This window comes from Dietzia sp. NPDC055877, from assembly GCF_053615975.1.
Genome location: NZ_JBSHCV010000007.1, coordinates 61685 through 77858 on the forward strand (window position 1 = coordinate 61685; position 16174 = coordinate 77858).

The window sequence follows — 16174 nt, forward strand, 5'->3', positions numbered from 1 at the left end:
CCAGCCCGCGCATGGCTGCCGTCGAGAAGAGGGTTTCGTACACTCGCTTCTCGGGAAACGCGTGCGAAAGACTCTTCGAGACGAATGGCTGCCGGATCCCGGCCGCCGGTCAGACCCCGGGCGGCCGGGCTGCGTCGGTGTATTCGGCCACGCCGTTGGCGACCATGATCTCGGTGATGGCCTCCACGTCGGCCTCGCCGGGCAGGCCCCAGCCCGCCTCGTAGCCGTAGATCTCGGCCAGCGAGGTCGAATCGCGGGTGCCGCGGGCCAGTTCCACATCGGTCGGGCCGATCAGTGCCGGGTGCGGGACACCGACCGCGCCGGAGACCTTGATCAGCTCACGGCGCAGGGAACGGATGTAGTTGGCGCAGCGCTCGGCCATCGAGGTGGGATCGACGCCCCGGATGAGCCACGGGTTCTGGGTGGCCACGCCGGTCGGACAGCCGCCGGTGTGACACTGCTGGGCCTGGATGCACCCCACCGAGAGCATCGGCTCCCGGGCCACGTTGATCATGTCGACGCCGAGCGCGAACGCGACCACGGCATTCTCGGGAATGCCGAGCTTGCCCGAGCCCATGAACACCACGTCGTCGGTGAGCCCGGCCTCGGCGAAGATCGAGTAGACGCGGGGGAAGCCGAGCCGGAACGGCAGTGACACGGCGTCGGAGAACACGAGCGGGCCGGCACCGGTCCCGCCCTCGCCGCCGTCGATCGTGATGAAGTCGACGCCACGCTCGCGAGGGATCATCGCATCGGCCAGATCCTCCCAGAACCCTGTGTCGCCCACGGCGGACTTGATGCCCACCGGCAGCCCGGTGCGGTCGGCGATGTCCTCCACCAGATCGAGGAGTGAGTCCACGTCGTGGAAGGCGGTGTGGCGGGACGGGCTGGCGCAGTCCTCGCCCATGGGGATCCCGCGCAGCTGCGAGACTTCCTCGGTGATCTTCGCCGCCGGCAGCAGCCCGCCGAGACCCGGCTTGGCGCCCTGGCTGAGCTTGATCTCGATCGCCCGGATGGGATTCTTCTCGGTGACCGCGACGAGCTTGTCGATGTCGAAGCGCCCGTCGGCGTCCCGGCAGCCGAAGTAGGCGGTGCCGATCTGATAGATGAGGTCGGCGCCGTTCTGGTGGTACGGGCTCAGCCCGCCCTCCCCGGTGTTGTGCAGGGCTCCGGCGAGGGCTGCTCCGCGGTTGAGCGCCTCCACCGCGGGCGCGGAGAGGGCGCCGTAGCTCATGCCGGAGATGGTCACGAAGGAGTCGGGACGGAAGGCGCGGGCGCGGCCGCGGGCCCCGCCGAGGATCTTGGCGGGCGGGGTGGGCAGGAACTCGCCGGAGTGGATATGGGCGGACAGCGAGACGTCGCTGAAGGTCCGCTGCTTGACCAGGGGGTATCCCTCGAGGAACTCGACGTCGTTGTCCGTGCCGAATCCGAACGTGGTGGCCCGGCCCTCGGCGGACTCGTAGACCCAGTCCCGCTGGTTGCGGGTGAACGGGCGCTCCTCGTCGTTGCCCGCGACGATGTACTGCCGCAACTCCGGTCCGATCGAGGTCAGCGCCATGCGGGCGTGGCCCAGGATCGGGAAGGTCCGCAGGATCGGATACCGCGTCTGCCGCAGGTCTGCGGCCGCGACCGCGGCCAGCGCGGCCAGCGGTGCGCCGAGGAGCCACTTGCGCAAGGGAGCCTCCTGGAGGGGGTCCGGGAACGACGAGTCCTCATTCTGGCCCACTCGGAGGGGCCCTGTCCGGCGGCGCGCGGGACCGGCTCGCCGAGCGTCAGGGTAGGACGCGGGAGACGACCTCGGCGGAGACGGCATCGAGCAGCGGACCGGCGTTGGCTATGGAGCGCTTGATGTCCGGCTCCTTCTCGGTGAGCGCGGCGGCGGTGACGAACCCGGCGGCGGCCACACGGTCCGCCTCCAGGTCCAGGCGGCCACACACGGCCACCACGGGGACGCCGTGAGTGCGGCAGAGCGAGGCCACGCCCAGCGGGGTCTTGCCGTGCATGGTCTGGTCATCCAGTCGTCCCTCGCCGGTGACCACCAGGTCCGCGGCTGAGACCACGTCCTCCAACCCGGTCAGGGTGCCGAGTACCTCGAATCCGGGGTCGAGTGATGCCCCGAGCAGCTCGCGGGCGATGAACCCCACCCCGCCTGCGGCGCCGGAGCCGGGGGCGTCCGGGTCGACGTCCAGGCCCTGGTTCCGCAGGACCTCGACCAGCCGGGCGAGCCCGGCCTCCAGGCTGTCGACCTCCTCTGGGGAGGCGCCCTTCTGTGGCGCGTAGACGCGGGCGGCGCCCAGTGGGCCGAGCAGGGGATTGTCGACGTCGCAGGCCACGAGGACGCGGGCGGCCCGCACCGCGGGGTCGAGGCCGTCCAGGTCGACGGTCGCAAGCCGCCGGAGCGCGCCGCCGCCGTCGGGGAGCTCGTTTCCGTCTGAGTCGAGGAACCGCACGCCGAGGGCGGACAGCATGCCGGTGCCGCCGTCGGTGGAGGCGCTGCCACCGATGCCCAGGTGGATGTTGCCACGGCCGGAGCGCAGGGCCTCCAGCATGACCTCTCCGACGCCGCGGCTGGACGCCTCGAGTGGCCGGGGGACGCCTCCGGGCAGTCGGAGCAGCCCGCATGCGTCGGCCATCTCCACGAACGCGGTATCCGGGTCGATGGCGGCGAACGAGGTCTCGACCGGTTCGCCGGTGGGGCCGGAGGCGGTGACCGGCACCGGGCGTGCCCCACCGGCGACCATCACCTCGAGGCTCCCCCCGCCGCCGTCGGCGACCGGGCGTTCGACCACGTCCGTGTCGGGGTGCGCACGGCGGGCGCCCTCGGCCGCGTGATGGCAGGCCTCGATAGCGGTGAGTGAGCCCTTGAAGGCCCCGCAGGCCACGACGATCGTCACCCCTGCATCATCCCCCATGAGTGTCGGCGAACACACGACGGCCCGGGATCGTGACCGAAAGCGGTGGTCGCGATCCCGGGCCGTGCTGCACCGGGGGAGGTGCGGGTATGAGGTCGGCCGAACCGGCCGGTGGTCGTCTTAGACCGCGACCTCGTCGGCGCCGGAGCTCAGGCCGGCGAGCGAGCCGGTGTCGATCGAACCGGTCTCCTCCGCCTCGTCGTCGGTGGCCGTGGTGTCGTCCTCGGAGGACGCGGCGGAGCCGGTGTCCGTGTCGGTCTCGGCCGCGGCGGCCACGTCCTCATTCTCCTCGCTGCTGCCCGGCAGCGAGCCGGTGTCGAGCGAGCCGGTCTCCTCGGCGTCGTCGGTGGCGTCCTCGTCCGCGGAGCCCGAGCCGGTGCCACCGTCGACCAGGTCACTGCCGGTGTTCGGGGAGACGCCGAGGCTGCCGAGCTCGACCGAACCCGGGTTCGGGGTCTCGGCGTCGAGATTGACATTGAGGGCCAGGCTGCCCGCGTCGAGCGCCAGGTCCGTGCCGAGGGCGCCCTCGAGGCTGCCGTCCTCACCCGTGAGGTCGGACAGGCTGCCCTCCTCGCCGGCGAGGTTCTCGAGGCTGGCGGTGGGGCCCTCGGGCGTGGTGGCGTCCTGCGCGGCGGCGAGGCCCGGGAATGCGATGGCGGCACCGATGCCGAACGCGCCGACGGCGGCGATCTTCGCGGTGGTCCGGTTGGTGGTCTTGCGGTGGGTGTTCGTCACTGCTGAACGTCTCCGATCTGCATTGACCACGATGTGTCTCATCGCGGGCATCCCGGCCGTGTGGCTGGGGTGCGTCGGCGACACTACAAGTGACATCCGGGCATGTCAGCCCCCGATTTGTTCAGTGGCGCTTCAGGTAACAGTTCGGTGATGTGGTGCACCGCAGCGTGTGCCCGGACCGGCGGCGGGAGGCGTCGCGCCTGCCTAGGGTGGGTCCATGGACACCTCCGATCGTCCGGACCGCCAGTCGTGGGGGCCTCCCGTCGTGGTGGAGACCCACGGGGCGCTCATCTTGCTCTGTGGTGACAAGGCTCACAAAGTACGCAAACCGATCGATCTGGGCTTCCTCGACAACCGCACCGTGCGGGCGCGCGCGGAGCAGAGCCGACGGGAGGTGGAACTGGGCCGTCGGCTCGCCCCGGACGTGTATCTCGGTGTGTTGCAGGTGCGCCGGCCCCGCTCGCCCGATGGGCAGGACGACGACAACGACGACGAGATCATCGACCACGTCGTGGAGATGCGCCGACTCCCGGAGCGGGAGAGCCTCGCCTGGCTGGTGCGGGAGCGGGAGGCCGGCGCGTCCCGGGTCGGCGATACGGACATCGTGGGTGGCCTGGGCGAGGTGGCCCGGCAGGTCGCGCGTCTGCACGCGGACAGCCACCGCACGCCGGAGATCGACGCGGCGGGCGACCCGGGCGTGGTGGGTGGTCTCTGGACGGAGTCGCTCGAGCACCTGCGCGGACTGAGCGTGGGCGAGGACGCGCCGGGGATCGTTGACGACATCGCGGACCTCGCCGGCGCCTACCTGCGTGGCCGCGGTCCGCTGCTGCGAGCACGGATCGAGGAGGGCCGGGTCGTGGACGGCCACGGGGATCTACTGGCCGCGGACGTCTACCTGACCGGCGACGGGCCGCGGATCATCGACTGCCTCGAGTTCGACGACCGCCTCCGGTTCGGGGACGCCGTGTTGGACATCGGGTTCCTGGCCATGGATCTCGACCGGTCGGGGGCGACCGACCTCGCCGTCGTCGTCCTCGAGGCCTATCGCGAGGCCTCCGGCGACGACGCGCCGGCGTCACTCGTGCACCACTACATGGCGTATCGCGCGCTCGTGCGCGCCAAGGTCGCCGCGATCCGCGCCGCGCAGACGGACTCCGGCGGCGCTGACGCCCGCCTCGCGGTGGAGTTGGCCGCCTGGGCCGTCGACGGCCTGCTGCGGGCGCGCGTGCGGCTGGTGCTGGTGGGCGGGGTCTCCGGCTCCGGTAAGTCGACGGTCGCCGCGCCCCTGGCGGCCGCGCTGGGCGCCGAGCTGGTGCGCTCGGACCCGATGCGATCGGACGTGGCGCGGCGCGAGGGCGGGGAGGGCCGCTATTCGCCGGAGGCGATCGCGGCCGTCTACGCCGAGATGCTCGACCGCGCGGCCGGCCACCTCGCGCTGGGACGCAGCGTGGTGCTGGATGCCACGTGGCTCGAGCCGCGGCGGCGGGCCGAGGCCGAGACGGTGGCCGCCGACGCCCATGCCGAGCTCGTGGAGATCTCGTGCACCGCACCCCGCGACGAGCTGGCGCGGCGGGTCACCGACCGGGCCCGGGCGGGAACGGACCCGTCCGAGGCGACGGTCGAGGTGCTCGACGCCCAGCTGGCGGACAGGGCGCCGTGGCCCGAGGCGGTCGAGCTGGACACCACCGCGCTGGACGGCCGCGACGGCGACGCGGTCCGGCGGTGGGCCGAGCGCGAGTTGGGCCCGCTGCCCTGGGTATGACCCGCCGGGTCAGATGATCTGCCGCCGATGTCGTCAGGGGGCCGGCGCGTGGCCGGGCGGGCGGGGGATGGATGTCACGAACTGCATGGACCGGTACGGCCAGCCGGCCGGCCCGGCCGCCGAATCGTGGGTGTTCCACTGGCTCACCATGACGTACCACTGCTCCGGCGTGGAGCCCGGGATCGGGCAGCCGCAGTACAACTGGGCCACGCGGGCGGGGCCGGAGGCCGGGTCGGTGCCGTCGGACTCGTCGCCCCACGCGCTGCCCGGCAGCAGCGTGGCGTGGGCCGTCACCGAGCGGTCCAGCAGGTCCGACCCGATCTGCGAGAACGTCAGGCAGTCGATCCGGTAGTGCTCCGCGTTGAAGTACGTGAGGGTCCAGAAGTCCTCGCAGCGCCGCAGATACATCTCGCCGATGCGGCCCGGCAGCACGATGGTCGTGGGGTTGCCCCAGTCCCAACGGCCGTCCTTGAAACCGTAGGTCTGCCAGTGCCCGGTGCTCGGGTCGTCGAGGTGCACCTCGCGCACGCGCATCAGGATGGCGCCCTTGTCGCGCTGGAAGCCGGTCGACATGACGTACACCCAGCCGTCGCCGCCTCGCTCCCACGTCCACAACTGGCGGTGGCCGCCCTCGAGCCGGGGCGAGAACTCGGCGCCCGTCGGCTCCCACGTGCGGCCGTCATCGGTGGAGCGGTGGATCTGCGTGCGGGTGACCGTGCCGAGCCCCTCGTTGACCATGACGTGCAGGTACATGGTGTCGCCGATGGTCAGCACGTCGCTCGGCAGGACGGTCGAACAGCCGCGGCCGTGCACGTAGCCGAGGAGCTGCGACGCGTAGTCGCGCGGACCCGGGCCGGCGGCGTCCGCCCACTCGATGCCGGCGGCCGGATCGGCGGTGTCGGAGAACAGCCCGACGGGGGAGCGCCAGTCCGGGTTGCCGGGCCCGGGCCGGTCGTCGGTCGTGGGCACGCACTGCGCGATCCCCGGATGCGGTTTGCCGACGTGCGGGGCGCCCATCCCCGCACCGGCGAAGGTGTCCCCGAACACGGCGAGCAGTCGCCCGGAGGGGGTCCGGGCGACGATTCCCAGGTCTGTGCCCTCCATGCCGAACCGGGTGGTGATCCCGGGACCGCTCAGATCACGGACCTTGCGGGTCGCGGTCGAGGGCGCGGCGGGGGCCTGCGGCGTCTCCGTCATAAAGCAGACGCTACCGCGGTAGCGCGTGACGGGGACCGACTCCGGCCGAGGTTCGGCGGGGGTGGTCGGCGGGGCTGCAGGTGTGGAGCGGAGACCTCCGAGGCCGGAGGCGGGCGGTCGTTGTCGGGTCACAGAAATTTTCAGTGCAGTCCACACATGTCGATTGCGGAGGCGTATGGTCTTGCTCGTGACCCACCCATTCGCGCGGGCCGGGAGGGAACTCGTCCCCGGCCACTGGTTCGGCTCCGCCGCCGTGCTGGCCCTCGGGTGCGCGCTCGCCCTGACCGTCGTGGGGTTCGGGCACGGCGTCCCGCTGGCGATCGCGGTCTTCGCGGCCATCGCCGCGGTGGCGCTGTGGAATTCCCCGCTCCGGGTGGCCGGGCACGTGCCGCTGGATTCGGTCCGTAGCCGGGCCGACTCCGACTCCGAGAAGGCCGTGGTGGTTCTCTGGCGTCCGGGCTGCGCCTACTCGTCGGCGCTGCGCCGCCGGGCCGCCCGTGAGGGCCTCGAGGTCCACTGGGTGAACATCTGGCGCGACGAGGACGCCTACGAGCTGTGTCGCAGCATCAACCGTGGCTCCGAGGAGACGCCCACGGCCATGGTGCTCGACCCCCGGGTCGGCGGCCCCGTCGTCATCCCGGCCTCGGTCCCCGGGATCCGCGAGGCCACCGCAGCCCGCTCCCTGCCGTCCCGGCGGGCGCCCCGTCTGGGCTGAAAAGCCTTGTGTCCCTTCGCTTTCTGAGCGAGGGTGTCGGTATGACCACCTTGCTTCCTCGTCCCATGACCGCTGCGGCCTGTACCGCCTCCCTCGGCCTCGCCCTGGCGCTCGGTGCCCCCGTCGCCGCCGCGCAGGACGGCGGTGCGCCGACCGACTCGGGCTCCCTGAGTATCGGTTCCGTCGGCGGCACCTCCGTCGGTGTCGCGGAGAAGGTGGGCCTCGGTGCGGCCGCCGGTTCCCTGCCCGGTCAGTGCTCCGCGATGGGCTCTGTCGGGTTCGCCGATCACAACCAGACCCGGGCCGTTCCGGGCGAGAACCCGGGCGAGACCGCCTTCCTGGTCGACACCAACAAGTCGTCCGAGGGCAGCACCACCACCGAGAACGTCGAGGTCCACTGGGTCAACACCGACACCGGCGCGGGCGGGACCCTGGTCGAGGGGCACGGTGAGGACGACATCCACTGGGTCGAGTTCAACGGCGACGACGTGTGGGGTGCCATCGTCGACACCGGCCCCGGCACCATCGAATGGACGATGTCGGCCACGGAGGACGGGTTGTTCCTGCCCACCTTCTCGCTCGACCTGCTGATCCCGACCGGCTCGGGCAGCAACCCGTACGGCGGCTGCGGCGGCGTGGTCACCGTGCCCTGATCGGCGCAGCCGGCCGGGCTGTCCCGCGGGCGTTCGGAGACCCCCTCAGGCGCCCAGCCCGGCGGCCTCGTGACGCAGCTCGGCCCCGTCGGCGACGAGGGCCGCGGTCCTGCGGTGGGCCTTGATGACCGAGGTCCCGTCGCGCAGCGGCAGCGGGATCACCTCCTCGGCCTCGACGCCGGCGAGCAGCAGGCGCGCGCGGATGAGCTCGGAATCGATCTCGGCACCCAACAGCAGCGCGTTGTTCGAGATCCAGATCAGGAACAGGAAGATGATGGCGCCGGCCAGCGAGCCGTAGGTGGCGTTGTAGTTGCTGAAGTGGGATGCGTAGAAGGTGAAGCCCCAGCCGCCGGCGATGGTCACGACCAGGGCGACGATCGTGCCGGGGGACAGGTAGCGGAATCGCGGCCGGCGGACGTTCGGGGTGAGTTGGTAGAGGATCCCGATCACCAGCACCACGATGGCCACCAGCGCCGGCCACTTGAGGAATGACCACACCGTGAGCGCGAGATCACCCAGCCCGACGAATCTGAAGACGCTCTCGGCCAGCCCGCCGGTGAGGGTGAGGATGAGGGCCGCGCACGCCAGCAGCGCCACGAGAAACGCGGTGAGCAGCACGAACGCCGGTCGTCGCCACCAGAACGGGCGCCCTTCCCCGACGCCGTAGATGCGGTTGAGGGCGCGGCCGAACGCGCCGACGTAACTCGAGGCGGTCCAGAGCGCGCCGAGCAGGCCGACCACCAGCGCTAAGCCGGCGGCCCTCGTGCGCACGAGGCTTTCCACGGGGCCGCGGAGAAACTCGACGGTCGCCTGCGGAACCGAATCGTTGAGCAGTTGCATCACCGCCTGGACCGTCTCGTCGCCGCGGCCGAACACGCCGAGCAGGGAGACCAGCACGATCATCGTCGGCAGCAGCGACAGCACCGCGTGGTAGGTCAGCCCGGAGGCCATGTCCATGCAGTTGTCCGAGTTGAATTTCGGCAGGGCGCGTCTGAGCGCGTACACGGCGCCGCGGCGCGCAAGCGTGCCCGGGACCTCGGACGCCCCCTCCCTCTCCCGCAGATACCCGATGCCGCGGCGATGCAGTGTCTCGTCGCCTGCGATGAGTTCGGCCGCCCTGGCGTCGGTCACCGTCGTCCCGCCTCCCCGGTGCCGGGGCACCGCCTGCTGATCGTGGGGATCGGGCTCCGCGCCGCGGTGGGTGGCGGCCCCGATCCTCCCCACTCTGGCAGGACGACGACGACGGCGATGCCCGGTTGACGTGCACCGGCCCCGGTCGGCGGCGAACAGGTCTGGAACTGTGATCTGGATAACAGTAGGCTGAGAGGGTGAAGTCCTCCGTTCCTTTTCGCCGCCTCGCCGTGGGCCGGGTCCGTGGGGGTCCCGGGCGGGACCGCCGCGGCATTCTTCGCTGACCCGGGTCGCCGGGGACGGTCGTCGGGCCCCGGAGTACGTGCCAGCCCTGAGAGAAATCTCACAAGGTGGAATCGTTTCCCACGTCAAGGACAGTGGTTTGACTTGCACGACTTGTGTGGGTAGCCCCCTCTGCCCATATTATTTTCCAGCCGGAGAGCCTCGGTTCTCTGTGTGCGGGTGCTCCGACAGTCACGGGGTCGACCCGTCGACAAGCGAAGGCGAAGTGATGAAGACGAATCCCGGCCCACAAGGCCTGTACCGCCCGGAGTACGAGCACGATGCCTGTGGTGTCGCGTTCGTGGTGGACATGTACGGACGTCAGTCCCGGGACATCGTCGAGAAGGCGATCGCCGCGCTGGTGAACCTCGAGCACCGCGGCGCCGTGGGCGCCGAGGTGAACACCGGCGACGGCACGGGCTTGTTGATCCAGATACCTGACAGGTTCCTCCGCGAGGTGTTGCGTGAGGAGCAGAACAGAGAACTACCCGAGGCCGGTGCGTATGCAACCGGCCTTTGTTTTCTCCCGCAGTCCCGGATGCTGGCCATGGACGCCATGCGGATGGTCGAGCGGATAGGCGCCGAACAGGGCGTCAGCGTGATCGGTTGGCGCGAGGTCCCGGTCGACGACTCCTCGGTCGGCGCGATCGCCCGCGACGCGCAGCCCACGATCCACCAGATCTTCGTCAAGGCGGCCGGCCCGGACGGACGGCTGCTCACCGGGCTCGAACTCGAGCGCAAATGTTTCGTCGTCCGGAAGCGGTGCGAGCACGAACTGGGCAGCAAGGGTCCCGGCCGCGGAGACATCGGCTCCGAGACGGTCTACTTCCCCTCACTGAGCCCGCGGACCATGGTCTACAAGGGCATGCTCACCGAGAAGCAGCTCCCGGACTTCTACGTCGACCTCCGGGACGAGCGCGTCGAGTCGGCGCTGGGCATCGTGCACTCCCGGTTCTCCACCAACACGTTCCCGGCGTGGCCGCTGGCCCACCCGTTCCGCTACGTCGCGCACAACGGCGAGATCAACACCGCGCGCGGCAACGAGAACTGGATGCGGGCCCGCGAGTCGCTCATGTCGAGCGAGCACATCGAGGACCTGTCGGCGGCGCTGCCGATCTGCACCCCCGGCGGATCGGACACCGCCCGCTTCGACGAGGCGCTCGAGTTGCTGACCCTGGCCGGTCGGCCGCTGCCGCACGCCGTGCTCATGATGGTCCCCGAGGCCTGGGAGCGGCACGCGACCATGGACCCCGCCAAGCGGGCGTTCTACGAGTACCACGCCTCGCTCATGGAGGCCTGGGACGGGCCGGCCTCGATCACCTTCACCGACGGCACCGTGATCGGCGCCGTGCTCGACCGCAACGGTCTGCGCCCCTCGCGCATCTGGGTGACCGACGACGGCCTCGTCGTGATGGCCTCCGAGGTGGGCGTGCTCGACATCCCGCAGGACAAGGTCGTCACCAAGACCCGCCTGCGGCCGGGCCGGATGTTCCTGGTCGACACCGAGCAGGGCCGGATCATCGACGACGAGGAGATCAAGACCTCCCTCGCCGCCGAGCACCCGTACCGCACCTGGCTCGACGAGGGCATCACCCGCCTCGAGGACCTGCCCGAGGTCCGACACGAGATCATGAGCCACGAGCGCGTGGTGCTGCGCCAGCGGGTCTTCGGCTACACCGAGGAGGAGCTGCGGATACTCGTCTCTCCGATGGCCGCCACGGGTGCCGAGGCGATCGGATCCATGGGTACCGACACCCCGCTGCCGGTGCTGTCCCAGCGGTCGCGGATGCTGTTCGACTTCTTCGCCCAGCGATTCGCCCAGGTCACCAACCCGCCGCTCGACGCCATCCGGGAGGAGTTGGTCACCAGCTACGGCGTGACCCTGGGCCCGGAGGGCGACCTCATCAACCCGGGGCCGGACTCGTGCCGGCAGGTCCGACTGGACAACCCGATCCTCAGCAACACCGACCTCACCACGCTCATGGCGGCCGGTCGGGTCCGTCCCGGCCTGCAGTCGGTCGTCGTCCGGGGCCTGTACAACGTCGCCCACGGCGGTCGCGGCCTGCGCATCGCGCTCGGCCGGATCCGCCGCGAGGTCTCCCGCGCCATCGAAGACGGCGCGTCGATCATCGTGCTGTCGGATCGCGAGTCGGACGAGCGCAACGCGCCGATCCCGTCGCTGCTGCTGACCTCGGCCGTCCACCACCACCTGGTGCGGGAGAAGACCCGGACCCGCGTCGGCCTGGTGATCGAGTCCGGCGATGCCCGCGAGGTCCACCACATGGCCGTGCTCTTCGGTTACGGCGCCGAGGCGATCAACCCGTACATGGCGTTCGAGTCGATCGACGAGCTCGTCAAGACCGGCGACCTGACCGGCGTCGAGACCGAGGTGGCCTACGCCAACTACCGCAAGGCGGCCGCCAAGGGCGTGCTCAAGGTGATGTCCAAGATGGGCATCTCCACCCTGGCCTCGTACACCGGCGCCCAACTGTTCGACGTCACCGGTCTGTCGCAGGAACTGTGCGACGAGTACTTCACCGGCTCGATCAGCCCCATCGACGGCATCGACCTGGACGAGATCGCCGAGGACGTGGCCCGCCGTCACCGCTTCGCCTTCCTGCCGCGGCCCGAGGAGGCCGCGCACAGGGAGCTCGAGATCGGTGGCGAGTACCAGTGGCGCCGCGAGGGCGAGTACCACCTGTTCAACCCGGACACGGTGTTCAAGCTCCAGCACTCCACGCGGTCCGGCCGCTACGAGATCTTCAAGGAGTACACCCGTCTGGTCGACGACCAGTCCGAGCGACTGGCCACCCTGCGCGGCCTGTTCGAACTCAGCAGTGACCGCCCGCCCATACCGATCGACCGGGTCGAGCCGGTCTCGGAGATCGTCAAGCGGTTCTCGACCGGTGCGATGAGCTACGGCTCGATCTCCGCCGAGGCGCACGAGACCCTCGCGATCGCCATGAACCGGCTCCACGCGCGGTCCAATTCCGGCGAGGGCGGCGAGTCGACCGACCGCTTCACCCCGGACGCGAACGGCGACTGGCGACGCTCGGCCATCAAACAGGTCGCCTCCGGCCGGTTCGGCGTGACCAGCCACTACCTCGCCAACTGCACCGACATCCAGATCAAGATGGCCCAGGGCGCCAAGCCCGGCGAGGGCGGTCAGCTCCCGCCGAACAAGGTGTACCCGTGGGTCGCCGAGGTCCGCGGCTCGACGCCGGGCGTCGGGCTCATCTCCCCGCCGCCGCACCACGACATCTACTCGATCGAGGACCTGGCGCAGCTCATCTACGACCTGAAGAACGCGAACCCGCAGGCGCGGGTCCACGTGAAGCTGGTCGCCGAGCAGGGCGTCGGCACCGTGGCCACGGGCGTGTCCAAGACACACGCCGACGTGGTGCTCATCTCCGGTCACGACGGCGGCACCGGGGCCTCCCCACTGACCTCCCTGAAGCACGCCGGTGGGCCGTGGGAGCTCGGCCTGGCCGAGACCCAGCAGACCCTGCTGGTCAACGGCCTGCGTGATCGCATCGTCGTGCAGGTCGACGGGCAGCTCAAGACCGGGCGCGACGTGATCATCGCGGCCCTGCTCGGCGGGGAGGAGTTCGGCTTCGCCACCGCCCCGCTCGTGGTGGCCGGCTGCGTCATGATGCGCGTCTGCCATCTCGACACGTGCCCCGTCGGCGTGGCCACTCAGAACCCGGTGCTGCGCGAGCGGTTCAACGGCAAGGCCGAGTACGTCGTGAACTTCATGGAGTTCATCGCCGAGGAGGTCCGCGAGTACCTCGCCGAGCTGGGCTTCCGCTCCCTCGACGAGGCGATCGGCCACTCGGAGTGCCTCGACAAGTCCCGGGCGTTCGCCCACAACAAGCGCATCGCGGGACTCGATCTGGAACCGATCTTCGCCCAGGCCGATTCGCCGTTCATGCACCAGGACCTGCGCTGCACGAAGAAGCAGGACCACAAGCTGGGGAAGGTGCTCGACCGGACGCTGATCGACGACTGCCGCGACGTCGTCGTCGACCCCTCGCGCGGGCCCGTCACCGGCGCCTACCCGATCGCCAACGTCAACCGCTCGGTGGGCACGATGCTCAGCCACGAGATCTCCAGGGCGCACGGCGCCGCCGGGCTCCCCGACGGCTCTGTCGACCTCACCTTCACCGGCTCGGCCGGCAACTCGCTGGGAGCGTTCCTGGCCTCCGGCGTCACGCTCCGGGTCCTCGGCGACGCCAACGACTACGTCGGCAAGGGCCTGTCCGGCGGCCGGATCGTGGTCCGCCCGGCGCACGACGCCGCCCCCGACTTCGTGGCCGAGAACAACATCATCGCCGGCAACGTGATCTGCTACGGCGCCACCGCCGGCGAGGTGTTCCTGCGCGGGATCGTGGGCGAGCGGTTCTGCGTGCGCAACTCCGGCGTCACCGCGGTCGTCGAGGGCGTGGGCGACCACGCCTGCGAGTACATGACCGGCGGAAAGGTCGTCGTGCTCGGCTCCACCGGCCGCAACGTCGCCGCCGGCATGTCGGGCGGCGTGGCCTACTTCTACGACCCCGACGGCGCACTGGCCGAGAACCTCAACGGTGAGCTCGTCGACATCGAGGAGCTCGACGCCGACGACGTGCAGTTCCTCCACGACATCGTGGAGCGGCACGTCGCCGAGACCGACTCGGCCCGGGGCCGGGACATCCTGGGCGGCTGGGCCCAGAACGTGAATCACTTCGCCAAGGTCATGCCGCGCGACTACAAGCGCGTGCTGCTGGCCATCGAGCAGGCGGAGAAGGACGGACGCAACGTGGACGAGGCGATCATGGAGGCCGCAAATGGCTGACCCGAAGGGCTTTCTCAAGCACACCGAGCGCGAGCTGCCGAAGCGCCGGCCGGTCGACCTCCGGATCATGGACTGGAAGGAGGTCTACGAGTCCACGACCCTGCCCGAGGACCACCTGAGGACGCAGGCCTCCCGGTGTATGAGTTGCGGCATCCCGTTCTGCCACCAGGGCTGCCCGCTGGGCAACATCATCCCGGAGTGGAACGACCTGGTGCACCGCGGACGCTGGGACGCGGCGGTGGACAGGCTCCACGCGACCAACAACTTCCCCGAGTTCACCGGGCGCCTGTGCCCGGCGCCGTGCGAGGGGTCGTGTGTCCTGGGCATCAACCAGGAGCCGGTCACCATCAAGCAGATCGAGGTCGAGATCGCCGAGGCCGCGTGGTCCGAGGGCGGCATGGACCCGGTCGTGCCGTCGTTCCGTACCGGGCAGACCGTCGCCGTGGTGGGCTCCGGCCCGGCCGGGCTGGCCGCCGCCCAGCAGCTCACCCGTGCCGGGCACGCCGTCACGGTCTTCGAGCGGGACGACCGCATCGGCGGGCTCATGCGGTACGGGATCCCGGAGTTCAAGATGGAGAAGGCGGTCCTCGACCGCCGCCTGGCGCAGATGGAGGCGGAGGGCACGGTCTTCCGCCCCGGCGTCAACGTCGGCAAGGACATCACCGCCACCCAGTTGCGCGCGCAGTTCGACGCGATCGTGCTGTGCGGCGGCGCCACCCTGCGCCGCGACCTGCCGGTGCCCGGCCGTGAGCTCGACGGGATCCACCAGGCGATGGACTTCCTGCCGCTGGCCAACAAGGCCGCCGCGGGGGATCCCGTGGTGGACGCGGACGGGCTGCCGGAGGTCCACGCGCGTGACAAGCACGTGATCATCATCGGCGGCGGCGACACCGGCGCGGACTGCCTCGGCACCGCGACCCGGCAGGGCGCGAGGTCGGTGAAGAGTTTCGAGATCATGCCCCGCCCGCCGGCCACCCGCGCGGCCTCGACGCCGTGGCCGGTGTACCCGCTGATGTTCCGCACCGCCTCCGCGCACGAGGAGAACGGTGAGCGGGTGTACAGCGTGTCGACCGCCGAGTTCGTGGGCTCCGGCGGGCATGTGACCGCGCTCAAGGGCTCCGAGGTGAAGATGGTCGACGGCCGGTTCGAGCCCGTGCCCGGCTCCGACTTCGAGTACCCCGCCGACCTGGTGCTGCTCGCGATGGGCTTCACCGGCGCGCAACGCTCCGGCCTGTGCTCGGATCTGGGTGTCGACTTCACCGACCGCGGCAACGTGGACCGGGACGGCACCTGGGCGACCAACGTCGACGGGGTCTTCGTGGCCGGCGACATGGGCCGCGGCCAGTCGCTCATCGTGTGGGCCATCGCGGAGGGCCGCTCGGCCGCGGCCGCGGTGGACCGGTACCTGATGGGCGAGACGGCGCTGCCGGCTCCCGTCCGCCCGACGGACGTCGCGCAGCGCTGACGGCGGCACGGCGCCCCGGAGCACTACGACTCGAGGGGCGCCGTGGCGTAATACCTGAGGCGAACCTAAGATTGGGCGCATCCCAATTCCAGGCCGCCCGGCCGCCGTCACGGAAGGCAGGTTATGGTCCGCCGTCGCCCTCTCGCCGTGATCGGTGCGCTCTGCGCAGTGATCGCGCTGCAGGGCGCCCCGGCGGCGACGGCGCAGGTCCTCGAGCCGGGCCCGCGGGTGGTGATCACCGACCTGCCGGCGCTCAGCCAGTTGCCCCCGCTGCCCGCCGGGGGGGAGGACGCCGCGGAGGAGAAGGCTCCCGACGAGGGGACCTTCGGCATGTCCGCGGTGCAGATGGTGGCACTCGTGCTGGCCGTTGGGGCTCTCGTCGCCGGTGGGACCGGCCTGGCGCTGGTCACGCGACGCGGTCGGGGGACACCGCCGGAGGAGGCGCCGCGGCGCGCTCCGACCCCGCCGCCGGTCGCCCGATAAGCTCAGCG

Annotated in this window: 11 protein-coding genes; 6 read left to right on the forward strand and 5 right to left on the reverse strand. The window is 70.9% G+C overall.

The window, feature by feature from the left end:
• Nucleotides 1-109: 109 nt before the first annotated feature.
• From ACWGLC_RS10000 to ACWGLC_RS10010, 3 genes are all read right to left on the reverse strand, one after another.
• Nucleotides 110-1675, reverse strand: a complete 1566-nt coding sequence (locus tag ACWGLC_RS10000; RefSeq protein ID WP_452099768.1) for a glutamate synthase-related protein — start codon at nt 1673-1675, stop codon at nt 110-112.
• 97 nt (nt 1676-1772) lie between these two features.
• Complete coding sequence (locus tag ACWGLC_RS10005; protein WP_452099769.1) at nt 1773-2894, reverse strand: glycerate kinase; 1122 nt, start codon at nt 2892-2894, stop codon at nt 1773-1775.
• Between the two features lie 138 nt (nt 2895-3032).
• Nucleotides 3033-3647, reverse strand: coding sequence for a hypothetical protein (locus ACWGLC_RS10010; RefSeq protein ID WP_452099770.1), 615 nt, complete (start codon nt 3645-3647; stop codon nt 3033-3035).
• A gap of 217 nt (nt 3648-3864) precedes the next feature.
• Here ACWGLC_RS10010 and ACWGLC_RS10015 point away from each other — a divergent pair, with 217 nt between their 5' ends.
• Complete coding sequence (locus tag ACWGLC_RS10015; RefSeq protein ID WP_452099771.1) at nt 3865-5409, forward strand: AAA family ATPase; 1545 nt, start codon at nt 3865-3867, stop codon at nt 5407-5409.
• Nucleotides 5410-5442: 33 nt separating this feature from the next.
• Here the strand turns inward: ACWGLC_RS10015 and ACWGLC_RS10020 are convergent, their stop codons facing one another.
• Nucleotides 5443-6606 (reverse strand): DUF4185 domain-containing protein, encoded by a 1164-nt coding sequence (locus tag ACWGLC_RS10020; RefSeq protein ID WP_452099772.1) that lies wholly within the window; start codon nt 6604-6606, stop codon nt 5443-5445.
• A gap of 187 nt (nt 6607-6793) precedes the next feature.
• Between ACWGLC_RS10020 and ACWGLC_RS10025 the strand changes: the two genes are divergently transcribed.
• Nucleotides 6794-7321: a hypothetical protein gene (locus ACWGLC_RS10025; RefSeq protein ID WP_452099773.1), complete on the forward strand. Its 528-nt coding sequence runs from the start codon at nt 6794-6796 to the stop codon at nt 7319-7321.
• 41 nt (nt 7322-7362) lie between these two features.
• The gene (locus ACWGLC_RS10030; protein WP_452099774.1) at nt 7363-7974 is read left to right on the forward strand and encodes a hypothetical protein; all 612 of its coding nucleotides are present in this window, start codon (nt 7363-7365) and stop codon (nt 7972-7974) included.
• A gap of 45 nt (nt 7975-8019) precedes the next feature.
• On the opposite strand, the gene ACWGLC_RS10035 is transcribed toward ACWGLC_RS10030, so the two are convergent.
• A complete protein-coding gene (locus ACWGLC_RS10035) occupies nt 8020-9105 on the reverse strand; it encodes a YihY/virulence factor BrkB family protein (protein WP_452099775.1) in 1086 nt (361 codons plus the stop codon).
• Between the two features lie 511 nt (nt 9106-9616).
• On the opposite strand from ACWGLC_RS10035, the gene gltB reads away from it, so the two are divergent.
• The 3 genes from gltB (at nt 9617) to ACWGLC_RS10050 (ending at nt 16166) form a co-directional block, all read left to right on the forward strand.
• Nucleotides 9617-14218: a glutamate synthase large subunit gene (gene gltB, locus ACWGLC_RS10040; protein WP_452099776.1), complete on the forward strand. Its 4602-nt coding sequence runs from the start codon at nt 9617-9619 to the stop codon at nt 14216-14218.
• A complete protein-coding gene (locus ACWGLC_RS10045; protein WP_452099777.1) occupies nt 14211-15683 on the forward strand; it encodes a glutamate synthase subunit beta in 1473 nt (490 codons plus the stop codon). Before gltB ends, ACWGLC_RS10045 begins: the two co-directional genes overlap by 8 nt.
• 123 nt (nt 15684-15806) lie before the next feature.
• A complete protein-coding gene (locus ACWGLC_RS10050) occupies nt 15807-16166 on the forward strand; it encodes a hypothetical protein (protein ID WP_452099778.1) in 360 nt (119 codons plus the stop codon).
• Nucleotides 16167-16174: the final 8 nt, after the last annotated feature.

Excerpts from the sequence above, each read along its gene's own strand:
- ACWGLC_RS10015 (WP_452099771.1), top strand. The coding sequence starts at position 3,865 with ATGGACACCTCCGATCGTCCGGACCGCCAGTCGTGGGGGCCTCCCGTC.
- ACWGLC_RS10020 (WP_452099772.1), bottom strand. The coding sequence starts at position 6,606 with ATGACGGAGACGCCGCAGGCCCCCGCCGCGCCCTCGACCGCGACCCGC.
- ACWGLC_RS10030 (WP_452099774.1), top strand. The coding sequence starts at position 7,363 with ATGACCACCTTGCTTCCTCGTCCCATGACCGCTGCGGCCTGTACCGCC.
- gltB (WP_452099776.1), top strand. The coding sequence starts at position 9,617 with ATGAAGACGAATCCCGGCCCACAAGGCCTGTACCGCCCGGAGTACGAG.
- ACWGLC_RS10045 (WP_452099777.1), top strand. The coding sequence starts at position 14,211 with ATGGCTGACCCGAAGGGCTTTCTCAAGCACACCGAGCGCGAGCTGCCG.
- ACWGLC_RS10050 (WP_452099778.1), top strand. The coding sequence starts at position 15,807 with ATGGTCCGCCGTCGCCCTCTCGCCGTGATCGGTGCGCTCTGCGCAGTG.